This window comes from Aeromonas aquatica, assembly GCF_000764655.1.
GTDB lineage: Bacteria > Pseudomonadota > Gammaproteobacteria > Enterobacterales > Aeromonadaceae > Aeromonas > Aeromonas aquatica.
On record NZ_JRGL01000007.1, the window covers coordinates 165,058 to 186,547 of the forward strand.

The window sequence follows — 21,490 nt, forward strand, 5'->3', positions numbered from 1 at the left end:
ATGGCCGCCAGCATCCATGTCGATGGGCGGGGTCGCAGCCTCGGGCTGCTATTCAGATAAGGGGGCGGACAGGCGGGGCCTTGGGCCGGCCGTCTCCCTGTTATTCGGCGCCATCGTTCAGACGGCGCAGCATCACCAGCTTGTTGTCCTTGCCACGCTGGAACACCGTCTTCAGACGGGCCCGCGCATCCCCCACTTCCGCCAGCAGGCTGGCCTCGAAGTAGTTGCTCGTGATATCCAGCGCGGCCTCGAGTCCGGTGATGGTACCAGGTTGCACCGGCAGCTCATCCGTCATCTCCTTCTTCTCCTTCCACCCCTTCTTGGGGCGACTGGTCAGCACCTGCTTGGCATCGTCGAGGGATATCTTGCCCTGATAGAGCCCCACCAGCAGGGCCGCCCGCTCCGGCTTGATGGTGTTGATGTTCACCACCAGCTTGTCATTTGGCAGGGCGCAGACGTAGGGGGCCAACCGGGCGTAGAGCTCACCGCTCATCCCGCGCACCGCCCTCAGTTCATCCGTCCCCAGCATCCACTGGTTGGCCGTCAGATAGGGGGGATTGAGCCCCTCGTAGTAGGCATCCTCGGCCCCGCTGCTGGAGACCAGCTGGGTGTCCTTGTCGGTCCAGTCGCGGATGGCATCGGTCAGCTGCACCGCCTCGTAATCCTCGACCTCCAGCGCGCCCAGCAGGGCCCGGAATGCCTTGACCGCATAGGGCTGTTTCTCAAGATCGTCGCCGTCTTCCCCCTCCTTGAGGGGCACGCTCAGGCTGTTGAGGTTGAAACAGGACTGCAGATCCCGCACCCGTCCGGACAGGATGCCGTCATCCACCGGGAAGACCCCGTCCTCACGGGCCCAGTTCTGATTCAGGTTCACCACGTCCTTGTCGTCCTTGAAGTCCTGGTTGAGTACCTTTATCACCAGCGCCTCCGCCGACATGGCATACCACCAGGCCTGCTTGCCGATGGTGAGGTTGCTGGTGCGGCGCAGCTCGAGCTGCAGCCGGCCGCTCATGTTGCTGGCGACGATCACCATCACCGACAAGATGAGCAGCACCACCAGCAGCGCCATGCCCCCCTGCCGGCCGGGGCGAGTGCGACGATCAGCTGCCATTCTCGACCCTCTGGCCACTGGCCCCGATCAGGCACTGATGACGACGCAGGGCACCGTCATCCTCCGTGACGGTCAGGGGAAAACGACGATCAGCTACCATTCTCAGCCCTCTGGCCACCGGCCCCGATCAAAAACTGCCGGCGTATGGTACCGTAGTCTTCCAGATCCAGCTCCACCGCCAGCCCATGGGGCAGCAAGTCGCGCTGGGTCCACTCCTCCTTCCACTGCCCCTTGTCGTAAAAATAGAGCCGCAGCGCCGTCACCCCCGTCAGCACGGGCTGGATGCGGGGCTCGGTGCCGATCACCGGATCCGGATAGAGGTAACTCATCCGCTCCAGGGTCTGCTCCTTGAGCCGCCAGCCGACCCGCTGCAAGCCGGAGCGCGGCAAGATACCGTCCGGGTTGAGCCAGCCACCGCGAATGAAGGCCATGCCCCAGTCATCGCTCTGCTGGCCGAAGCGGGAGGCCGCCAGCAACACCTTGTTGTTTTCACCGTCGATGCGGCCGCTGCGGGGCACCATCTGGCTGACGTCCCGCTCCAGCAGGCTGAAGGCGAGCTGCAGCTCGGACAGACGCGCCTCTTTCTTCTTGGCCACCTCGTCGCTGGTGAGCACCCCCTGCAGCACCTGATAGGCGCCCATGCTCAGGCTGGCGAAGATGGCGATCGCCACCAGCATCTCCAGCAGGGTAAAGCCCGCCTGACGAATGCGCTGTCGTTGTGCCAGCGATGGCCTCGTCGGCGTCTCCAGCGGGGTAAGGTCCGCTTGACGGGTGCCTGAAATCAAATAAGCTCTCATCGACTGACACAGGCTCCGAATTTTAAGCACAAGCAAGGTCCCGTTCATCGACTGATATAGGTCCGGATCATGGTCACGGGGCTCTCTGCCTTGGGTGCGGTGCGCACCTCCATGTCCAGGGCCTTGAAGTTGTTATCACTGGTGGCGACGCCACGATAGCGCCAGTACCAGGTCTGCCCGGCCAGCTCCTCTTCCCCTTCCACCCAGCTGTCCCCCGGCCACTTGGCTTCGAGCTTCTGCTGCACCAGCTGGTTCTCCACCACCCAGGTTGCCAGCGTCTTCTCTTCCAGGTAGTTGAGGCCGGACAGGTGCTCGCTGGCAGTCTTCATCACCGCGAGGCCAGCGATGGCGAACACCGCCAGCGCCACCATCACCTCCAGCAGCGTCATGCCACGGGCGTTCATGGCTCCCATGCCGCGGCCGCTCATTCTTCTTCCTCTTCATCTTGCAGCAGGGTCAGGCGACCGAACTCGTCCCCCTTGACCGTGCGCAGGTAGGGGGTCTCGTCATCCTGCTGGGTCAGGCTCAGCACGAAGGGGGTGAGTTCTCCCCCCGGGAAGATGAAGATCTGGGGGGTACGCTCCTTCTCGTCACGTCCCTGCTCGGTCTTCTCGTCCGAGTCGGTACGCCAGCTAAAGCCCTCCAGCTCGACGCTCAGGGTCATCTCCTCCGGCAGCTCGACCGGCCCCAGGATCTTGTCACCGGTCAGCGCCTGCCATTTTCTGTCTTTGGCCGCGCGGGACATAAATTGCCAGCCGTGATCCTCGAGCCGCAGCCCCAGCAGACGACCATCCATCACCGCATACTCCTGCGCCTGCTGCAGAGTCGCCATGAAGCGGCGCGCCTGCTTGTCCAGCTCCCGATCGCCCTTGACGCCCCCCATGCTGAGGACGACGGCGGTGGCCACCAGCCCCATCAGCATGGCGACCAGCAACACTTCCAGCAGGGTAAAGCCGGACTGGCGAGACAGGGCCCGCCTCATAAAGGCAGGCCCTGCAAGGGGCGATGGACCAGAGTGCGATCAAGCACTTATTGGAAGTCCTTCAGATTCCAGTTGCCGATGTCATCGTCGGTACCGGCTTCGCCATCCAGCCCGGTGCTGAAGATGTCGATCTTGCCGAACTGACCCGGGCTCAGCAGTTGATACTGGTTACCCCAGGGATCCTGCGGCAGACGCTTGATGTAGCCCCCTTCCCGGTAGCTGCGTGGCTCGGGTGACGCGGTCGGTTTGTTGACCAGGGCATCCAGCCCCTGCTCCGTGGTCGGGTAGCGGTTGTTGTCCAGCTTGTACATGTCGAGGGCATTTTCCAGCGCGACTATGTCGGAGACCGCCTTCTGCTGATCCGCCTTCTCCTTGTTGCCCATCAGGTTGGGCACCACCAGACTGGCCAGGATCCCCAGGATCACGATGACCACCATGACTTCCAGCAGGGTAAAACCGGCTTGACGACGCTTGTGCATTGCTATGACTCCCTAACGAATGAGATGGCGCAGGCCATCGAAAATTGACCATGTTATTGAATTCAAACCGACAGCAGGTTCACCCCGAGGATGACAGCCGCGACCTGTATCAGAGATTGACCATGTTGTTGAGCTCGAGTGAGTTGACTGCAGGATCGATCGGCTCATGACGACTACAAGTTGCATCACAAATTCACCATGTTGTTGAGCTCGAGGATCGGCTGCAGGATCGACATCACGATAAACAGCACCACCCCGGCCATGGAGACCACCAGCATGGGCTCGAATACCCCGAGAGCGATGTTCACCTGGGTTTCAAACTCCCTGTCCTGGTTGTCCGCCGCCCGCTCCAGCATGCTGTCGAGCTCGCCGCTCTGCTCGCCGGAGGCGATCATGTGCAGCATCATGGGCGGAAAAATCTTGGTTTCAGCCAGCGCCTTGCGCAGGCTGGTGCCCTCGCGCACCCGCTCACTGGCCTCGCCGATGCGGGTACGAGCGAAGTCGTTGGAGAGCACTTCCCCCGAGATTTTCATCCCCTCCAGCAGCGGCACAGCACTGGCATTGAGGATGCTCAAGGTGCGGGCGAAGCGGGCGGTGTTGAGGCCACGACTGACCCGCCCTATGACCGGCAGGCGCAGCAGTATGCCGTGCCAGTGGCGGCGCCGCGTCTCGTCGGTGAGCCACCAACGCCAGACGACGACTCCCAGCGCCAGCGCCAGCAGGAACCAGAGCCCGTAGTGCTGCATCAGTTCGCTGGTACCGATGAGGAAGCGCGTTGTGCCCGGTAGCTGCTGGCCCATGTGCTCGAACTGGGCAACCACCTTGGGTACCACGGCGGTCAGCAAGATGGAGATGACGCCGATGGCCACACAGGTGAGGACGATGGGGTAGATCATCGCCTGCAGCAGCTTGGTGCGCATGTGCTGGCGCTGCTCGGTGTAATCGGCGAGCCGGTTCAACACCTTCTCCAGGTGGCCGGACTTTTCCCCCGCCGCCACCATGGAGCGAAACAGCTGATCGAACACATGGGGGAAGGCACCGAGCGAGTCGGCAAGGGAATAACCCTCCACCACCTTGCTGCGCACCGTCGCTACCAGGCTGCGCAGATGGGCCTTCTCGCACTGCTCGGCCACCGCCTTGAGCGCCTCTTCGATGGTGAGACCGGCGCCGACCAGGGTCGCCAGCTGGCGGGTGATCAGCGCCAGCTCCGAGGTGGAGGCACCACGCCTGAACAACACGAAGCGATTCGCCTCCCGCTTCGCCTTCTCGGTGGTCTCGTTCACCTCGAGCGGGGTCAACCCCTGCTCGCGCAGCAACTGGCGCACCTGGCGGGCGGAGTCGCCCTCCATCACCCCGGATTTGTTTCTGCCCCGGCCGTCGAGGGCCTTGTATTCGAACGCTGCCATCTTAGTCTTCCCGGGTCACGCGCAGCACTTCTTCCAGACTGGTCTGGCCCTTGAGCACCTTGTCGATGCCGTCGCGACGAATGCTGGGGGTATGGCCGCGGATCAGCCGCTCGATGGCGAGCTCGCCGCTGGCGCCGTGAATCGCCTCACGCACCGCATCGTCGATCACCACCAGCTCATGGATGCCGGTCCGGCCGCGATAACCGGTGTGGTTGCACTGCTCGCAACCGACCGGGCGCCACATCTGCTGATCCGGCGCCAGCTCCATGCCCATGGCGATCCGCTCCTGCTCCGTGATGGGGTGCTGGGCGCGACAATCCGGACAGAGGGTGCGCACCAGCCGCTGGGCCAGCACGGCGAGCAGGGATGAGGAGAGCAGGAAGGGCTCGATCCCCATGTCTCGCATCCGGGTGATGGCACCGATGGCGGTGTTGGTGTGCAGGGTCGACATCACCAAATGACCGGTGAGGGACGCCTGCACCGCGATCTGGGCGGTTTCAAGATCCCGAATCTCCCCCACCATCACCACGTCGGGATCCTGACGCAGAATGGCGCGCAGGCCGCGGGCGAAGGTCATGTCGACCTTGGCGTTGACCTGGGTCTGGCCGACCCCTTCCAGGTCATATTCGATGGGATCTTCGACGGTCAGGATGTTGCGATCCCGCGAGTTGATCTCGGACAGCGCCGCATACAGGGTGGTGGACTTGCCCGAACCGGTCGGGCCCGTCACCAGGATGATGCCGTGGGGCTTGCGGATGAGCTCGCTGATGATGTTGCGATTGGGCAACGTCATGCCGAGCTGCTTGAGCTCGAGCCGCACGTTGTTCTTGTCGAGCAGCCGCAGCACCACCCGCTCGCCGTAGCTGGACGGCATGGTCGATACCCGCACATCCACGGCGCGGCCGCCGATGCGCAAGGAAATGCGGCCATCCTGGGGCACCCGCTTCTCGGCGATGTCCATGCGGGACATGACCTTGATGCGCGATACCAGCAGGGAGGCGAGCTTGCGATGGGGCCGCAGTATCTCCCGCAGCACGCCGTCGATGCGGAAGCGGATCACCAGCACCCGCTCGAAGGTCTCGATGTGGATGTCGGACGCCTCTTCCTTGATCGCCTCGCTCAGCATGGCGTTGATGAGGCGAATGATGGGGGCATCGTCGTCGGCGTCGAGCAGATCCTCGCTCTGGGGCAACTCCTCGGCCAGGGCGAAGAAATCCATCTCGTTGCCGAGATCCTCCATCAGCTGGCGCGCCTCGGAGGAGTCGCGCTGATAGTGAGCCATCAGCAGTTCTTCGAATGCGTCACCGTCCATCTGTTCGATGGCAAAGCCGCAACCTGCCACCCGCCGCACCTCCAGCAGGGCCTGGGGTGCCACCCCCTGGCGACACAGCAGCACGGGCGCCCCCTGCCGCTCGGTCAGGATCACCCCGAAGTTGCGGGCGAAGGCAAACGGCAGCTCGGGCAGCTCAGTCGGCAGCTCGCTGTCGTCGAGTTGATAGGCGGCCATCAGGGCTGCCCCTGTACGAAGGGTTGCACCGGGGCCTGGCTTTGCACCTGGGGCTTGACCCCGTTGGCGGTCGCCTGCTGCTGCGCCTTCATCTTCTCGATCTGCTGTTGCACCTCGGGGGACATCATCACGTCCTGACCATAGGCGGGCAGCACCTGACGAGCGGGCGAGGTGGCATAGCCCTCCTCGGCGGCCAGGTTCAACTGCTCGGCCCGGAACAGGGTGTACTTGTTGCTGGAGACCCCGGAGTAGACGTTGGCGTCACGCAAGATGGTCGGCCGGATAAATACCATCAGGTTGCGCTTGGAGGTGGTGTTGGAGGTGGAACGGAACAGATAGCCCAGCACCGGGATATCGCCGAGCAAGGGCACCTTGGAGACCTGCTCCTTGGTCTGTTCGTCCATCAGGCCGCCCAGCACCACGGTTTCGCCACTCTTGACCAATACGGCGTTCTTGACGGTACGGGTGTCGAAGGTGGGGCCGAGGTTGGCGGTACCGGCCGCCTGGGCCTGAGCCACGCTGGAGACCTCCTGCTCGATATTGAGCAAGACGGAGTCCCCTTCGTTGATCTGGGGCGTCACCACCAGCTTGGTGCCCACCGTCTTGCGTTCTATGGTGTTGAACACCTGATCGCTGGTGGTGGAGCTCTGGGAGCCGCTCTGCACCGGCACTTCCTGGCCGACGTTGAAGGAGGCTTCCTTGTTGTCCATGGTGACGATGCTCGGGGTCGACAGAATATCGTTCTTGGTGTTGGTCGACAGCGCCGTCACCAGCATGGCCCAGTCGCCCTTGTAAAAGCCGGCAGCCATGCCGCTGAAGTTGCCAAGCAGGTTCTCGAGCCCGTCGGTGTTGCCGTTGTCCTTGTAGTCCTTGCCCGCGATGATCGCAGGGCCTATAGGCAAGCCGGTGTTGGTGAACTGGGTGCCACCGCCGTTGGCATTGGCCCACTGCACCCCGAGGTTCAGGCCATCACCGTCCTGGATCTCGACGATGATCGCCTCCACCAGCACCTGGGCGCGGCGGATGTCGAGCTTGGCGATGACCTGCTCCAGCTCGGCCATGACGTCCGGCTGGGCGGTGATCACCAGGGCGTTGGTGGTCTCGTCGGCGGAGATGGCCAGCTGGCCTCCACCTATGCTGGCACCGCCACCGGTGGCAGCCGCCGCTCCACCGCCCTTCTTGTCGGCCGCGATGCTGGAGCTGACCCCCTTGAGCACATCCACCAGATCCTTGGCCTTGCCATATTTCAGGTAGAAGACCCGGGTGTTGCCCTGACTCTGCAGATCCTTGTCGAGCTGACGCACCATCTGGATGATCCGGGCCCGCGCCTTGGGTTCACCGCTGATCACCACCGAGTTGGTGCGTTCGTCCGCCACCACCTTGGGAGAGAGCAGTATGGAGGCGTTGGCGCCCTGGTTGCTGCCATCCTTGTTGAGGTTGGTCACCAGCCGCACCATCTCGCCGGCCGAGGCATATCTCAGCTTGATGACATCCATATCCTGATCGCCGGCCCGGTCTACCCGGCGCACGACCTCGACCAGACGATTCACCACGGCGGCACGGCCGGTGATCAGCAGCACGTTGGAGGGCTCGTAGTGCACCACGTTGCCGCCGCCGGCGTTGTCGTTGAGTTGGCGCAGCAGGGGCGCCAGTTCGCGCACCGAGACGTTGCGCACCGGCACCACCCGGGTCACCATCTCGTCGCCCACGCCGGGGTTGCTGTCATCCACCACCGGGATGGCGGAGGTCTTGGCATCCTTGGCGCGCACCACCTTGAGCACACCATTGTTCATGGGCACCACGGCAAAACCATAGACATCGAGCACGCTCAGGAAGAACTGATAGTACTGATCCTCATTGAGCAGATCGTAACTGCGGACGTTGATCTTGCCGCGCACCGAGGGCTCGATGATGATGGTCTTGTTCAGGTTTTTGCCGACGGTGTTGATGAACTCTTCGATGTCGGCATTTTTGAAACTGGCGGCATACTCCGTGGCCCAGGCTGAGCCTGCCATCATCAAGGCCGCCGCGACCGTGGCAAAGCGCCAGCCCTTCCCTTTATTTCTCATTCTTGGTGCTACTCCAATTCATTATTCTGACAAGCCGATATAAACGTCATAGGACTGTCCTTGCCGCTCTACGGTGACGGTCATTTCCGTGGCGCCAGCCATCTGTTGCATGGCTTGCATGGCCTGGGCGTTATCTCGCAAATCCAAACCATTGATGCTGATCGCCAGATCCCCTGCGACCAGCCCGAGTTGATTGAACAATTCAGGATTGCTGCCCGGGTTGAGGCGATAGCCGACCATGCGACCATCCACCCGGACCGGGGAAATATTGAGGTAATCGGTGATCTTGCCCGGGTTGCCCATCAGCTCGCCGCGCACCGAGGAGAGCTTGTTCTCCTTCGGCGGTGCCACCTTGGGCAAGGGTTTGCCGTACTCTTCCCCGTCCAGCATCAGGGTCTCGTCACGACCATCGCGCTGTATGATGACCCGGTCGGCAAATACCTGGCGGATCTTGGCCTGGGTACCGTCGATGTAATCGCCGATGCCGTAGGAATTCTGCAACCCGTTGTGGGCGATGATGGCGATAGACTTGGCAGGATCCGAGCTCGCCAGCACCCCGTTGAGCTGGGCACTGAGCTGAGTCTTGGGGGCATCGGCCGCGACCGCCTGGGCCACCTGCTCGGCCTGCAACTGTTGCGCCTTGCCAAACAACGAGAGACGACTGAGGCCGCTGAGATCGAGACGGGAGGAACCCGCCCCCTGACTGGCCGCGATCGACGGCTGCCAGGGTTGGCTCTGGGTGGTTTGGGTCAGACTGAATAGGCGCCAGGTCAGCCCGGCGCACTGGTGAGCCAGCAGCAACAACAATAGCCAGAACAGAGGCTGGCTGAAACGGGAGAGTGGCACGCGCTTGCAACGGGCCAGAAGGGAGCTCAACAAGTCATCCCTGAACGGTAGCGGCATGGTTATCAACATGTTCTGGCATCCAAATCGGTTGGCTATTGTGTACGGCAATCCCCCCAGAGACAACCAACCGGATGGGATGAAGCGGCGAAAATCCAGATCCCGTCACACCATCAGGCCCCCTGTTTCTATCCCGGGGCCCGCCTCTGGTATAATCAGGCTCCCCTTTTAGCCATCCCGGAGCCGATTCATGCCGAATCCAGCAGAAAGCAGCACTCAGGTCCGCCTCGACAAATGGCTGTGGGCGGCGCGTTTTTACAAGACCCGCAGCCTGGCCCGCGATCAGATCGACGGTGGCAAGGTGCACTACAACGGTCAGCGCAGCAAACCGGGCAAGATCGTCGAAGCGGGCGCCCTCATCCGTCTCTGGCAAGGTCAGGACGAGCGAGAGGTGAGAGTGCTGCAGGTCAGCGAGCAGCGCAAGTCCGCTCCCCTCGCCCAACGGCTCTACGAAGAGACCGAGCAGAGCCTGAAGAAGCGGGCCGAGAACAGCGAAGCGCGGCGCTTCAACAGCCAGTTTGCCCCAAGTCCCGAGCGTCGCCCCGACAAGCAGGAACGGCGCCAGTTGCTCAAGGTCAAACAATACTGACTCGCCCAAGTGGCCATTTTATGACGACAGCTGGGGGGATAAGTTCCTAACTAGCTGTTAAACAATGTATTTGTCTATTTCCCCCAAGAAAACCCTAGGAATGCATGATGAGTAACCAAGATCTCTTGTATCGCTATCTGTTCGAAGAGTACGAAGTGCGGGGGGAGCTGGTCCAGCTGGACAGCACCTACCGTCACATAGTCGAAGCCCAGAACTACCCGGTACAGGTGCAAAAACTGCTGGGTGAGCTGCTGGTCGCCACCAGCCTGCTGACCGCCACCCTCAAGTTTGAAGGCTCGATCACCGTGCAGTTGCAAGGGGACGGGCCCGTGCGCCTGGCAGTGATCAACGGCGATCACAACCAGCAACTGCGCGGCGTGGCGCGCTATGAAGGGGAACTGCCGAGCGACGGCAAGCTGCAGAGCCTGATAGGCAATGGCCAGCTGGTGATCACCATCACCCCTGAAGAGGGTGAACGCTATCAGGGCATCATCGCCCTCGAGGCCGACACCCTGGCGGCCTGCCTCGAGCAGTATTTCGCCCAGTCCGAGCAACTCGCCACCCGGCTCTGGATCCGCACAGGCCACCACGAGGGCCAGCCCCGCGCCGCCGGCATTCTGCTGCAGGAGTTGCCCGCCCGGAGCGAGGATCACGGCGCCGACTTCGACCACCTGATCCAGCTCACCAGCACCATCAAGGACGAAGAGCTGTTCGGCCTGGAAGCCGAAGAGATCCTCTATCGTCTCTATCATCAGGACAAGGTACGGGTGTTCGATCCCCAGGCGATCGAGTTCCGCTGCACCTGCTCCCGCGCCCGCTGCGAAGGGGCCTTGCTACAGATAGAAAAGGAAGAAGCGGTGGCCATGGTGCAGGAACTCGGCAAGATCGACATGCACTGCGACTATTGCGGCGCCGAGTACCAATTCGATGGGACCGACATCGAAACCCTGTTCAGCAGGGCTCCCGATAATGATGCAAACAAGTTACACTAAATGAAGGCGGGCAAAACCCGCCTTTAACTTAAATAACAAAAAAATACCCTATTTTATAAAGTTTGATGGCGATCGCTAAAAACTACCACCTAGGTAGTAGTATGGACGTCAGATAGAACCCTACAAACCTCTGAACCCGGGAGAATATAATGACTATCGTGGTAGAACCCGCCCTGGCCCAACAATTGAAACTGGACCAGTACGGCATCAAAAACAGCCAGGAAATCATTCGAAACCCCTCCTACGAGCAGCTCTTCGCGGAAGAGACCCGTCCCGACCTGGAAGGATTCGAACGTGGCGTCGTCACCGAGCTCGGTGCCGTTAACGTCAATACCGGTATCTTCACCGGTCGTTCTCCGAAAGATAAATATATCGTCAAAGACGCAACTACCCAGAATACTGTGTGGTGGTCTGACCAGGGTAAAAACGATAACAAGGCGATCACCCCGGAAGTCTGGTCACATCTGAAATCCCTGGTGACCAAACAGCTCTCCGGCAAGCGCCTGTTCGTGGTGGATGGCTACTGCGGCGCCAACCCGGATACCCGCCTGGCGGTGCGCATCATCACCGAGGTAGCCTGGCAGGCACACTTCGTGAAGAATATGTTCATTCGCCCGAGCGAGGAGGAGCTCAAGAGCTTCAAACCGGACTTTGTGGTGATGAACGGTGCCAAGTGCACCAACCCGGACTGGCAGGCACAGGGTCTCAACTCCGAGAACTTTGTCGCCTTCAACATGACCGAGAAGATGCAACTCATCGGCGGTACCTGGTACGGTGGCGAGATGAAGAAGGGCATGTTCTCCATGATGAACTACTTCCTGCCCCTGCGCGGCATCGCCTCCATGCACTGCTCCGCCAACGTGGGTCAGGACGGTGATGTGGCCATCTTCTTCGGCCTGTCCGGCACCGGCAAGACCACCCTCTCCACCGATCCCAAGCGTCAGCTGATCGGCGATGACGAGCACGGCTGGGATGACAACGGCGTGTTCAACTTCGAAGGGGGCTGCTACGCCAAGACCATCAAGCTCTCCGAAGAGGCCGAGCCGGACATCTACCACGCCATCCGTCGCGATGCGCTGCTGGAGAACGTGACGGTGGCGGCCGACGGCACCATCGACTTCGACGATGGCTCCCGCACCGAGAACACCCGGGTCTCCTACCCCATCTATCACATCGAGAACATCGTCAAGCCGGTCTCCAAGGCGGGTCATGCCACCAAGGTGATCTTCCTGACCGCGGATGCCTTCGGGGTGTTGCCCCCGGTCGCCAAGCTGACCAAGGAGCAGACCAAGTACCACTTCCTGTCCGGCTTCACCGCCAAGCTGGCCGGTACCGAGCGTGGCATCACCGAGCCGACGCCCACCTTCTCCTCCTGCTTCGGGGCAGCCTTCCTCAGCCTGCACCCGACCAAATACGGTCAGGAGCTGGTAAAGCGGATGGAAGCGGCGGGCGCCGAAGCCTATCTGGTCAACACCGGCTGGAACGGCACCGGCAAGCGCATCTCCATCAAGGACACCCGTGCCATCATAGACGCCATCCTGGATGGTTCCATCGAGCAGGCACCCACCAAGGTGTTGCCTATCTTCAACCTGGAAGTGCCGACCGAGCTCCATGACGTGAACCCGGCCATCCTCGACCCGCGCGACACCTACGCCGACAAGGCACAGTGGGATGCCAAGGCGGTGGATCTGGCGGGACGCTTCATCAAGAACTTCGAACGCTTCACCGACAACGACGAAGGCAAGGCGCTGGTCGCTGCGGGTCCGCAGCTCTAATCCGACCCGCCATTTCGTTGCATTGCATACCGGTCAGCCCTGCTGGCCGGTATTTTTTTGGCCGATACGCGGCATATGGCTCCCCCCAAGCCTTGCCTTGCGGGCGGTTGCGCGATAGATTCAGCCAAACTTTATACAATATACAATTTTGCAACCTGCCCCGTGACCCGAGCATGAACCCACCCTACAAGACCCGCACCCAAATGGTGATGGAGAACCTCCGCAGCCGGATCCTGCGCGGCGAGTTTGCCGCCGGCGCCCCCCTGCGCCAGGACGCCATCGCCAAGGCGCTGGCGGTGAGCCGCATCCCGGTGCGCGAGGCCCTGATGCAGCTGGAGGCCCAGGGGCTGGTGAAGTTCGAGGCCCATCGCGGCGCCGTGGTCACCATGCTGGACGCCTCGGCCATCGAGGAGCTCTTTTATTTGCGAGCCTTGCTGGAAGCCGATACCCTGTTCCACGCCGTCGATCTGATGACGGAGGAAACCTTCGCCCAGGCGCAAGCCATCCTGGCCCAGTTTGATCTGGCGCTCGAGTCCGGCACCCAGATCGAACACTGGGCCGAATTGAACCACCGTTTTCACGCCACCCTCTATCAGGCTGCCAATCGCCCTCAGGCACTGGAGCTGATCGCCCAGATCAATCTGAGCTGTGATCGCTATGTGCGCTTCGAGCTGCTGTTTGCCCAGGACGGGGTGGACAAGGCCGAGCGCGAACACGCCAAGCTGCTGGAGCTGTGCCGCGCCCGCCGCAAGCACGAGGCGGTGGTCCTGCTCAAACAACATATCGAGGCGGCCGGCCAGTCGATCCGACAGATCCTGGCAGGCAGCCACCATCAGTGAACACTCACATCACCACAATCTGGCAGTAACGACATGAATCATCTCGAGATTATTGAAAGCCGCGTCGCCCAGGTCAGGGTCACTCTGGCCAGTCAAGAACTGGACGCCTTCATCGTTCCTCACGACGACGAGCACCTGGGGGAGTACATTCCCGCCCATGCCGAGCGTCTGAACTGGATCACCGGTTTCAACGGTTCCGCCGGGCTCGCCATCATCATGGCGCAGCGGGCGGCCCTGTTCATCGACGGTCGTTACACTGTGCAGGCCCGCCTGCAGGCGCCGGCCGATCTGTTTGAGTTTCTCCATCTGAACGAAGATCCCCATGTGCAGTGGCTGGCGGAACAGCTGCCATCCGGTGCCCGGGTCGGCTTCGACGCCCGTCTGCACAGCCTGGCCTGGTATCAGAATGCCAACGCCGTCCTCGCCGATCGCGGCATCGAACTGGTGCGAGTGGCGCAGAACCCCATCGATCTGCACTGGACAGATCGCCCCGTCCCCACCAAGACCCCGGTCATCCTCTACAGCGAAGAGCTGGCAGGCCAATCGAGCCAGGCCAAACGCGAGCTGCTGGCGAGCAATCTGCGCAAGCGCGGGCTGGATGCGGTGCTGCTGACCCAGGCTGAGCCCATCAACTGGCTGCTCAACCTGCGTGGCCGCGACGTGGAGCGTCTGCCGGTGGTGCTGGGCTTTGCGGTGCTCTACGCCAACACCAGCATGGATTTCTTCGTCGACACCGACAAGGTCGACTGCATCGCCTTCAGTCGTCACGTGGGGCAGGATGTCTCCGTCTACCCCATCGACAAGCTGGGTGACGTGCTGCGGCGCATCGGTGAGGATCAGCAAAAGGTGCTGGCCGACCCGAACACCGCCAACGCCTGGACCCAACTCATCATGGAGGAGGCGGGCGCCATCCTGGTGGCCGGTCAGGATCCGACCATGCTGCCAAAGGCCTGCAAGAACGAGATTGAGCTGGCCGGCATGCGTGCCGCCCACCTGCGCGACGGTGTCGCCGTCACCCGCTTCCTCGCCTGGCTGGACCGACTGGTCGCCAGCGGCGAGTACCAAGGGGTGGATGAAGGCACCCTGGCAGATCGGCTGGAGGCCTTCCGCCACGAGCAGGCTCACTATGTGGAGCCGAGCTTCGACACCATCTCGGCGCTGGGCCCCAACGCCGCCATGTGCCACTACCGTCACACCAACGGTGTGCCGCGTACCTTCGGCCAGGACAGCATCTATCTGGTGGACTCCGGCGCCCAGTATCTGGACGGCACCACCGACATCACCCGCACCGTCAAGGTCGGAGAGGTGAGCGAAGAACACAAGGCCATGTTTACCCGGGTACTGCAGGGTCACATCGCCCTGGATCAGGCTCGCTTCCCCCGCGGCACCGCCGGCATCCAGCTCGACGTGCTGGCCCGCATGCCGCTGTGGCAGGCCGGGTACAACTATGACCACGGCACCGGCCACGGCGTCGGCCACTTCCTGAGCGTGCACGAAGGTCCCCAGCGCATCGCCCCCAAGGGCAGCCTGGTGGCACTGCAACCGGGCATGGTGCTCTCCAACGAGCCGGGTTACTACCGGGAAGATGCGTTCGGCATCCGCTGCGAGAACCTGGTGATAGTGACCGAGCAGGAGTCGCGCGGCGAGCTGCCGATGCTGGGCTTCGAACGGCTGACCTATGTGCCGTTCGATACTCGCCTCATCGATCGCAGCCTGCTGAGCCAGGACGAGTTCCGCTGGATCAACGACTACCATGTCGAGGTGTTCCGCCGTCTGAGCCCGCTGCTGGAGGGCGAGGATCTCGCCTGGCTGGAGCAGGCGACCAGCCTCATCTAATCGCAGACAATCGAGGTTGTCCGCTGAAACAGGGCCCAAGGGCCCTGTTTTTTGTCCCGGCCTTTGACCTGTATCAACACCCCTGCCCCTCAGGTCAGGACAATGACCGCCATGAACATCGAACGACCCGGCACTCGTCGCAGTGCCCGTGCCAGCCAGGCACCCGAGCACCCCAGGCTCAGACGGGAGCAGCGGACGGTCAGCGCCATGATCCGCCTCTACTGTGACCACCATCATCAGGATCCCGACTGTCGGCACTGCCAGCAGTTACGCGAATTCGCCCACCAGCGGCTGCGCCGCTGCCGTTACGGTCAGGCCAACAAGCCGACCTGCGCCAACTGCGACATCCACTGCTATGCCCCCGCCATGCGCAAGCAGATCCAGCAGATCATGAGCTGGAGCGGTCCGCGCATGCTGTGGCATCACCCCTGGCTCGCCCTGCGCCACCTGCTGGATGGCCGCCGCAAGGCACCCAGGCGACCCCAGGGCAGACCACTCCCGCCCTGAGTCATCCCCCCTTGCATCGACCCGCCTCGCTCACTACCCTGTGGCTCCTTTGACTGCCAACCGGCAGTCCCTATCCAATGACAGGAGCCCGGATGCACCCGCCCCCCGTTTTGAGAGTGGCCCGCCACGCCGACATGCACGCCATAGGGCGACTCGACGCCGACGTCTTCGGGGAGCAGGTCTATCCCGCCTTCTTCTTCCGCCAAGCCATGGATCTCTGGCCCGAGCTGCTGATCGTGGCGGAGCTGGAGGGCAGGCTGCTGGGCTATGCCCTGGGGGGAGTGGGACAGGATCGGTCGCAGGGCTGGCTGCTCTCCCTCGCCGTGCTGCCCGAGGCGCGTGGCTTCGGCCTGGCCGAGCGGATGATGCTGCAGGTAGAGCAGGGGCTGAGTGCGCTGCAGACGGCGCGCGTCAGGCTGACGGTGGATCCCGCCAACCCCGCCCAGCGCCTCTACTTCCGCCTCGGTTATGGGTTGCTGGCCGAGGAGCCGGGCTATTTCGGTCCGGGGGAGGATCGCCTGCTGCTGGAAAAACCCCTGGCCTGACTCCATTAAGGACCTTCTCGACTCCGAGATTTTATAATTGGTTACACTTTGCGGGTTTAATGCGCAATCCGGTTGGCGTAGAGTTGAACGCAACAACCAGATTAACCCGATGCCCGCCCAGGAGGCTCATCATGTTGAAACGTATCACTCTCGTCACCCTGCTGGCCGCTACCACCGCTATCACGGGCTGTGCCAACAGCGACGTCTACTCCGGCGACGTCTACACCAAGGATCGCGCCAAGCAGGTACAGACCGTCAGCTATGGCACCATCGTCTCCACCCGCCCGGTCAAGATCCAGGGTGAGGACAACGCCATTCTCGGCACCATAGGTGGCGCCGTGGTCGGCGGCCTGCTCGGCAGCACCATAGGCGGTGGCCGGGGCAGCGACATCGCCGCCGCCGGGGGCGCCATCGCCGGCGCCGCGGCCGGCAAGGCTGCCGGGGACAAGCTCAATCAGGTCGACGGGGTCGAGATCGAGATCAAGAAAGAGAACGGTGAGGCGATCGTGGTGGTGCAAAAAGCCAGCCCCACCTTCGTGCCGGGCGCCCGGGTGCGCATGACCCAGGGCAATGGCAGCATCAACGTGGCCGTGGTGAACTGACCTCAGTTAGCGGTTCCTTTCGAGCACAAAAAAGGTGAGCCGAGCTCACCTTTTTCATTTCCGTCACCCGATGGTTTCGGGTCTCAGGCGTCTAGATGTAACCAGGCCGCGATCGCCAGTTGCAGTCGCACGAACGCCGCCTGCTGGAACAGCCCCAGCAGTCGCTCGTCTCCCCCCTCAGCCGCCTGCACCAGCGAAGCCTGCTGGGCTAGCAGTTCTGGCAGCCAGAAGGGAACGGCCGCCAGAGTGCCTGCCGCCTCCGCCACCAGAGCACAAGCCTGCAGGATCCCAAGGCGGGCCTGTCGCCGCGTCGACCCCTCGCTCTCCAGCCAGAGCTGCTCGTGATGCTGCCAGTGCTGCAGGCCCAGACTGATGCAAGCGCTGGCGTCGAGCCCGCTCACATCCGGCAGGGGGTACGGCGACAGCGCCTTGCCAAGCCCCGCCAGCCGGTAGCCGCGCTGGGCCTTGGATTGCGCCCCCAGCCTGATGCCGCCCAGCTCCGCCAGCCGGGTCGCCAACCCGAACAGGGCGCGGGCGTCTCCGGTCTTGAGCTCCAGCTCCAGCTCGTCGATGGCGGTACGACCCAGGGAGCCGACGATCTCCCCCCGATCCCAGGCCAGCTCAATCTCGGCGCCCTCGAAGGCCACCAGCCAGTGCTGGCGCACAAAGTCGGTCCTGAACTGGGCCACAAGCCTGGACTGGATCTCGTCACGCACGGCAAGAGCCGGCCAGATGTCGGCCGGGAAGCTGGCCAAGGTCGGTAATTCCCCCATCACGGGGGCGTTGTACTCGGGGCGGGCGTGCAATCCACCCACCGCCTGACCCCGACATTTAATCGTCTGCTCGGAAAAATTGTCGCTGCGGCGGATCCGCAATCCCATGTCGAGCCGACGCAGGGCAAGATCAGGCGTGTCGAAATAGACATTGCCGAGATCGAGTCGACCAGAAGATATAATGTCGAGTTTATTCAGTAAGTTGGATGTTTTCTCTTGAATGTCCCGTACGACAAAAAATTTTATCTCGATCTCAGTTTGCATAGTTATTCCGGGCGGCAGGCAACTTTGGGGGGCATGATCTCGATTGCGAGGATATAATGCCAGCGAATCATCTAGATTAATTCACGGTTTTATTAAGGGCATAGTTCGGTTATCCTGCGCCCCTCCTAAAATCGTATCGAGTGTTTTTTCACCGACACAGGTTTGGCCATGCCAGTAAATACTATCCTGGGGCTTTTCGCCAAGTCCCCCATCAAGCCGCTGCAGAAGCATATCGTCAAGGTTCACCAGTGCTCCCAGCAGTTGGTTCCCTTCTTTGATGCCGTTGCCGAAGACCGTTGGGAAGATGCCGAGAAGATCCGGCAGCAGATCGCCCAGCTGGAAAAAGAAGCGGATATCCTCAAACGTGAAATTCGTCTGAAACTGCCTCGTGGCCTGTTCCTGCCGGTCGCCCGTACCGACCTGCTGGAGCTGCTGACCCAGCAAGACAAGATTGCCAACCGTGCCAAGGATATCTCCGGCCGCATGCTTGGTCGTCGAATGGAATTCCCCGCCGAGATGCGTGCCGACTTCATGGCCTATCTCAAACGTTGTATCGATGCGACCGCCCAAGCCGAAAAAGCCATCGGAGAACTCGATGAGCTGCTCGAAACCGGCTTTAAAGGACGTGAAGTTGAAATGGTTGCCGAGATGATCCACCAGCTGGATCTCATCGAGGACGATACTGACACCATGCAGATCGGGCTGCGCCAACAGCTGCAAGCCGTTGAGCAGAAATACAATCCGATCGACGTTATGTTCCTCTACAAGATCCTCGAATGGGTAGGTGACCTGGCTGATCAGGCCGAGCGCGTTGGCGCCCGTCTGGAATTGATGCTGGCTCGTTCGTAATCGACTGACTGGGTAAACACTACTAATGGACATTATCGCAAATTACGGCACCACCCTGGTGCTCGTGGCGGCCTTGTTCGGCTTTTTGATGGCCTGGGGCATAGGGGCGAATGACGTCGCCAACGCCATGGGCACATCGGTCGGCACCAAGTCTCTGACCATACGTCAGGCGATCATCATCGCCATGATCTTCGAGTTCGCCGGCGCCTATCTGGCCGGTGGCGAAGTCACGGCGACGATCCGTAACGGTATCATAGATACCAATGCCTTCACCGATACCCCGGATCTGCTGGTGCTCGGCATGATCGCCTCCCTGCTGGCGGCCGGCCTCTGGCTGATCCTGGCCTCCTACTTCGGCTGGCCCGTCTCCACCACCCACTCCATCATCGGCGCCATCGTCGGCTTCGCCGTGGTGAGCGTCGGCCCGGAAGCGGTACAGTGGAGCAAGTTTGGCGGCATCGTCGGCTCCTGGGTGGTCACCCCGGCCATCTCGGGCATCATCGCCTACTTCATGTTCATCAGCGTGCAGAAGCTCATCTTCAACACAGACAACCCGCTGGCCAACGCCAAGCGCTATGTCCCCTTCTACATGTTCCTGACCGCGCTGGTCATCTGCCTGGTGACCATCAAGAAGGGGCTGACCCACGTCGGTCTGCACCTGAGCGACGGCGAGGGCATACTGCTCTCCATCGCCATCTCGGTGACCCTCTCCATCGGCGGCTGGTTCTACATTCGCGGTCAGCAGTACAACCCGCAGGATGACAACAAGATGCACTTCGCCAACGTGGAGAAGGTGTTCGGCATCCTGATGGTGATCACCGCCTGTGCCATGGCCTTCGCCCACGGCTCCAACGACGTGGCCAACGCCATAGGTCCGCTCTCCGCCGTGGTATCCACAGTCGAGAGTGCCGGCCAGATCACCGGCAACTCCCACATCGCCTGGTGGATCCTGCCGCTCGGCGGCATCGGCATCGTCATCGGCCTCGCCACCATGGGTGAGAAGGTGATGGCGACCGTGGGGACGGGTATCACTCACCTGACCCCGAGCCGTGGCTTCGCCGCCCAGCTCGCCACCGCCGCTACCGTGGTGATCGCCTCTGGCACCGGCTTGCCCATCTCCACCACCCAGACTCTGGTGGGTGCCGTGATGGGGGTAGGTCTGGCCCGCGGCATCGCGGCCCTGAACCTCGGCGTGCTGCGCAACATAGTGATCTCCTGGGTCATCACCCTGCCCGCCGGCGCCATCCTGGCCATCGCCATCTTCTACGTGCTGCAGGCCTGCTTCTCCTAAAGCCCAAGCGCCCGATGACAAAAAGCCCGAGTCACTGACTCGGGCTTTTTTATGCGTGGCATTCGAGACCGGCATCACTCCTCGATAAAGGTCCAGTCATCGCGCACCCGGCTGATGGCATCGAGCCGCCGCCTGGCGAGTTGCTCGCGGATCTCCTCCCCCTTGAAGCCAGCCGCCACTATCTCCTTGACCGGAACGGCCTGGGCCGCCTCGAGCGCCTGGGCCACGTAGTCAGGCTGGCTGTAGACCTTCTCCTCGAAGCCGGTACGGCCGTGGAAATCGGCACGGCAGGCATCCAGCAGCTGGGCGAAACGCTCGGGCCTGCGCCAAGCATCCGCCTTGTCGAACAGCTTGAGCAGGGTAGCCGGCTTGAGCTCGAAGGCGATGTGGATATGGGTGTGCAGATCGCTCACCAGCAGCGCCAGATCCCGGCAGTCGTTCGGCACCCGGAAACGCTCGCAGAAATCGCGGATGAGCGGCAGCCCCTTCTGGCCGTGGCCATGATGGCTCGGCCAGAACGCGGGCGGGGTCAGCCCCTTGCCGAAGTCGTGGCAGAGGGCGGCGAAGCGCACCGGCAATTCGGGGGAGCGCTGACAGGCCTGCTCCAGCACCATCAGGGTGTGGATGCCGGTGTCGATCTCCGGGTGCCACTTGGCGGGTGCCGGCACCCCGAACAGGGCATCCAGCTCGGGGAACAGCGCCTTGAGGGCGCCGCACTCGCGCAATACCTCGAAGAAGACCGCTGGGGTCTGCCCCAGCAGCACCTTCTCCAGTTCCTTCCAGACCCGCTCCGGGGTCAGGTGGGCGAGCTCACCGGCCTCTGTCATCTCCCGCATCAGCGCCAGCGTCTCAGGCGCCACGGTGAAACCCTGGGCATGAAAGCGGGCGGCAAAGCGGGCGACCCGCAGGATGCGCAGGGGATCCTCGGCAAAGGCCGGGGAGACGTGGCGCAGCAGCCGCGCCTCCAGATCTTGGATGCCGCCATAGGGATCGTGCAGTTGCCCATGCTCGTCTTCGGCGATGGCGTTGATGGTAAGATCCCGGCGTAACAAGTCTTGTTCGAGCGTCACCTCGGGCGAGGCGTGGCACACGAAGCCGGTATAACCCTTCCCCTGCTTGCGCTCGGTGCGCGCCAGGGCGTACTCCTGCTGGGTCCTGGGGTGGAGAAATACCGGGAAGTCGCGACCGACCTGGGTGAAGCCGAGCGCCAGCATCTGCTGAACTGTGGCACCGACCACCAGATGGTCTCTGTCCCCCTGTGGCAATCCCAACAGGCGATCCCGGACCGCCCCCCCAACCAGATAAGTCTGCACGCGCACTCTCCCTCGATAAATCGGCCTCGATAACTTGCCTCCATGATACCGCTTTTGACCG

General features: G+C 62.2%; 21 protein-coding genes. 10 read left to right on the plus strand and 11 right to left on the minus strand.

Going from position 1 to position 21,490, the window contains the following annotated elements; genetic code table 11:
• Positions 1 to 100: 100 nt before the first annotated feature.
• From exeK to exeC, 9 genes are all read right to left on the minus strand, one after another.
• Positions 101 to 1,111, minus strand: a complete 1,011-nt coding sequence (exeK, locus tag LG30_RS0101400) for a GspK family T2SS minor pseudopilin variant ExeK (protein ID WP_033128918.1) — start codon at positions 1,109 to 1,111, stop codon at positions 101 to 103.
• A gap of 89 nt (positions 1,112 to 1,200) precedes the next feature.
• Entirely contained in the window at positions 1,201 to 1,908 is a 708-nt protein-coding gene (gspJ, locus tag LG30_RS0101405) for a type II secretion system minor pseudopilin GspJ (protein WP_274518478.1), read from the minus strand.
• Between the two features lie 44 nt (positions 1,909 to 1,952).
• Positions 1,953 to 2,312: a GspI family T2SS minor pseudopilin variant ExeI gene (exeI, locus tag LG30_RS0101410; RefSeq protein ID WP_033128963.1), complete on the minus strand. Its 360-nt coding sequence runs from the start codon at positions 2,310 to 2,312 to the stop codon at positions 1,953 to 1,955.
• A gap of 20 nt (positions 2,313 to 2,332) precedes the next feature.
• Positions 2,333 to 2,890 (minus strand): GspH family T2SS minor pseudopilin variant ExeH, encoded by a 558-nt coding sequence (gene exeH / locus LG30_RS0101415; RefSeq protein ID WP_033128919.1) that lies wholly within the window; start codon positions 2,888 to 2,890, stop codon positions 2,333 to 2,335.
• Positions 2,891 to 2,937: 47 nt separating this feature from the next.
• Positions 2,938 to 3,369 carry a GspG family T2SS major pseudopilin variant ExeG gene (gene exeG, locus LG30_RS0101420; protein WP_033128920.1) on the minus strand — a complete coding sequence of 144 codons (432 nt, stop codon included), beginning with the start codon at positions 3,367 to 3,369 and terminating at the stop codon, positions 2,938 to 2,940.
• 185 nt (positions 3,370 to 3,554) lie between these two features.
• Positions 3,555 to 4,775, minus strand: coding sequence for a GspF family T2SS innner membrane protein variant ExeF (exeF, locus tag LG30_RS0101425; protein WP_033128921.1), 1,221 nt, complete (start codon positions 4,773 to 4,775; stop codon positions 3,555 to 3,557).
• 1 nt (position 4,776) lies between these two features.
• Complete coding sequence (gene exeE, locus LG30_RS0101430; RefSeq protein ID WP_033128922.1) at positions 4,777 to 6,282, minus strand: GspE family T2SS ATPase variant ExeE; 1,506 nt, start codon at positions 6,280 to 6,282, stop codon at positions 4,777 to 4,779.
• Entirely contained in the window at positions 6,282 to 8,351 is a 2,070-nt protein-coding gene (gene exeD, locus LG30_RS0101435; RefSeq protein ID WP_033128923.1) for a GspD family T2SS secretin variant ExeD, read from the minus strand. Before exeD ends, exeE begins: the two co-directional genes overlap by 1 nt.
• A 21-nt stretch (positions 8,352 to 8,372) precedes the next feature.
• Entirely contained in the window at positions 8,373 to 9,230 is an 858-nt protein-coding gene (gene exeC, locus LG30_RS0101440) for a GspC family type II secretion system variant ExeC (protein WP_274518479.1), read from the minus strand.
• Positions 9,231 to 9,444: 214 nt separating this feature from the next.
• On the opposite strand from exeC, the gene hslR reads away from it, so the two are divergent.
• The 8 genes from hslR (at position 9,445) to LG30_RS0101480 (ending at position 16,939) form a co-directional block, all read left to right on the plus strand.
• Entirely contained in the window at positions 9,445 to 9,843 is a 399-nt protein-coding gene (gene hslR / locus LG30_RS0101445) for a ribosome-associated heat shock protein Hsp15 (RefSeq protein WP_033128925.1), read from the plus strand.
• Positions 9,844 to 9,950: 107 nt separating this feature from the next.
• Entirely contained in the window at positions 9,951 to 10,835 is an 885-nt protein-coding gene (gene hslO, locus LG30_RS0101450) for an Hsp33 family molecular chaperone HslO (protein ID WP_033128926.1), read from the plus strand.
• Between the two features lie 149 nt (positions 10,836 to 10,984).
• The gene (gene pckA, locus LG30_RS0101455; protein ID WP_033128927.1) at positions 10,985 to 12,610 is read left to right on the plus strand and encodes a phosphoenolpyruvate carboxykinase (ATP); all 1,626 of its coding nucleotides are present in this window, start codon (positions 10,985 to 10,987) and stop codon (positions 12,608 to 12,610) included.
• Between the two features lie 173 nt (positions 12,611 to 12,783).
• Positions 12,784 to 13,449, plus strand: a complete 666-nt coding sequence (locus LG30_RS0101460; RefSeq protein WP_033128928.1) for a GntR family transcriptional regulator — start codon at positions 12,784 to 12,786, stop codon at positions 13,447 to 13,449.
• A 33-nt stretch (positions 13,450 to 13,482) separates the two neighbouring features.
• Positions 13,483 to 15,285 (plus strand): aminopeptidase P family protein, encoded by a 1,803-nt coding sequence (locus LG30_RS0101465; RefSeq protein WP_033128929.1) that lies wholly within the window; start codon positions 13,483 to 13,485, stop codon positions 15,283 to 15,285.
• A 111-nt stretch (positions 15,286 to 15,396) separates the two neighbouring features.
• The gene (locus LG30_RS0101470) at positions 15,397 to 15,792 is read left to right on the plus strand and encodes a nitrous oxide-stimulated promoter family protein (RefSeq protein ID WP_033128964.1); all 396 of its coding nucleotides are present in this window, start codon (positions 15,397 to 15,399) and stop codon (positions 15,790 to 15,792) included.
• 92 nt (positions 15,793 to 15,884) lie between these two features.
• Entirely contained in the window at positions 15,885 to 16,337 is a 453-nt protein-coding gene (locus LG30_RS0101475; RefSeq protein WP_033128930.1) for a GNAT family N-acetyltransferase, read from the plus strand.
• Between the two features lie 131 nt (positions 16,338 to 16,468).
• Positions 16,469 to 16,939, plus strand: coding sequence for an outer membrane lipoprotein (locus LG30_RS0101480; RefSeq protein WP_033128931.1), 471 nt, complete (start codon positions 16,469 to 16,471; stop codon positions 16,937 to 16,939).
• 83 nt (positions 16,940 to 17,022) lie between these two features.
• On the opposite strand, the gene LG30_RS0101485 is transcribed toward LG30_RS0101480, so the two are convergent.
• Entirely contained in the window at positions 17,023 to 17,976 is a 954-nt protein-coding gene (locus tag LG30_RS0101485) for a CYTH domain-containing protein (RefSeq protein WP_033128932.1), read from the minus strand.
• A 168-nt stretch (positions 17,977 to 18,144) separates the two neighbouring features.
• Between LG30_RS0101485 and LG30_RS0101490 the strand changes: the two genes are divergently transcribed.
• Both LG30_RS0101490 and LG30_RS0101495 read left to right on the plus strand, forming a co-directional pair.
• Positions 18,145 to 18,825, plus strand: a complete 681-nt coding sequence (locus LG30_RS0101490; RefSeq protein ID WP_033128933.1) for a TIGR00153 family protein — start codon at positions 18,145 to 18,147, stop codon at positions 18,823 to 18,825.
• A gap of 25 nt (positions 18,826 to 18,850) precedes the next feature.
• Positions 18,851 to 20,116, plus strand: coding sequence for an inorganic phosphate transporter (locus LG30_RS0101495; protein WP_033128934.1), 1,266 nt, complete (start codon positions 18,851 to 18,853; stop codon positions 20,114 to 20,116).
• Positions 20,117 to 20,190: 74 nt separating this feature from the next.
• Here LG30_RS0101495 and LG30_RS0101500 read toward each other — a convergent pair whose 3' ends face one another.
• Positions 20,191 to 21,429, minus strand: a complete 1,239-nt coding sequence (locus LG30_RS0101500) for a multifunctional CCA addition/repair protein (RefSeq protein ID WP_033128935.1) — start codon at positions 21,427 to 21,429, stop codon at positions 20,191 to 20,193.
• Positions 21,430 to 21,490 lie beyond the last annotated feature (61 nt).

What these genes read in the sequence shown, in the direction of transcription:
- LG30_RS0101485 (WP_033128932.1), bottom strand. Translation starts at nt 17,976, where the DNA reads ATGCAAACTGAGATCGAGATAAAATTTTTTGTCGTACGGGACATTCAA.
- exeD (WP_033128923.1), bottom strand. Translation starts at nt 8,351, where the DNA reads ATGAGAAATAAAGGGAAGGGCTGGCGCTTTGCCACGGTCGCGGCGGCC.
- LG30_RS0101470 (WP_033128964.1), top strand. Translation starts at nt 15,397, where the DNA reads ATGAACATCGAACGACCCGGCACTCGTCGCAGTGCCCGTGCCAGCCAG.
- exeG (WP_033128920.1), bottom strand. Translation starts at nt 3,369, where the DNA reads ATGCACAAGCGTCGTCAAGCCGGTTTTACCCTGCTGGAAGTCATGGTG.
- LG30_RS0101490 (WP_033128933.1), top strand. Translation starts at nt 18,145, where the DNA reads ATGCCAGTAAATACTATCCTGGGGCTTTTCGCCAAGTCCCCCATCAAG.
- LG30_RS0101460 (WP_033128928.1), top strand. Translation starts at nt 12,784, where the DNA reads ATGAACCCACCCTACAAGACCCGCACCCAAATGGTGATGGAGAACCTC.
- exeH (WP_033128919.1), bottom strand. Translation starts at nt 2,890, where the DNA reads ATGAGGCGGGCCCTGTCTCGCCAGTCCGGCTTTACCCTGCTGGAAGTG.
- pckA (WP_033128927.1), top strand. Translation starts at nt 10,985, where the DNA reads ATGACTATCGTGGTAGAACCCGCCCTGGCCCAACAATTGAAACTGGAC.
- exeF (WP_033128921.1), bottom strand. Translation starts at nt 4,775, where the DNA reads ATGGCAGCGTTCGAATACAAGGCCCTCGACGGCCGGGGCAGAAACAAA.
- hslO (WP_033128926.1), top strand. Translation starts at nt 9,951, where the DNA reads ATGAGTAACCAAGATCTCTTGTATCGCTATCTGTTCGAAGAGTACGAA.
- hslR (WP_033128925.1), top strand. Translation starts at nt 9,445, where the DNA reads ATGCCGAATCCAGCAGAAAGCAGCACTCAGGTCCGCCTCGACAAATGG.
- LG30_RS0101475 (WP_033128930.1), top strand. Translation starts at nt 15,885, where the DNA reads ATGCACCCGCCCCCCGTTTTGAGAGTGGCCCGCCACGCCGACATGCAC.
- LG30_RS0101480 (WP_033128931.1), top strand. Translation starts at nt 16,469, where the DNA reads ATGTTGAAACGTATCACTCTCGTCACCCTGCTGGCCGCTACCACCGCT.
- LG30_RS0101495 (WP_033128934.1), top strand. Translation starts at nt 18,851, where the DNA reads ATGGACATTATCGCAAATTACGGCACCACCCTGGTGCTCGTGGCGGCC.
- exeE (WP_033128922.1), bottom strand. Translation starts at nt 6,282, where the DNA reads ATGGCCGCCTATCAACTCGACGACAGCGAGCTGCCGACTGAGCTGCCC.
- exeK (WP_033128918.1), bottom strand. Translation starts at nt 1,111, where the DNA reads ATGGCAGCTGATCGTCGCACTCGCCCCGGCCGGCAGGGGGGCATGGCG.
- exeI (WP_033128963.1), bottom strand. Translation starts at nt 2,312, where the DNA reads ATGAACGCCCGTGGCATGACGCTGCTGGAGGTGATGGTGGCGCTGGCG.
- LG30_RS0101465 (WP_033128929.1), top strand. Translation starts at nt 13,483, where the DNA reads ATGAATCATCTCGAGATTATTGAAAGCCGCGTCGCCCAGGTCAGGGTC.
- gspJ (WP_274518478.1), bottom strand. Translation starts at nt 1,908, where the DNA reads ATGAGAGCTTATTTGATTTCAGGCACCCGTCAAGCGGACCTTACCCCG.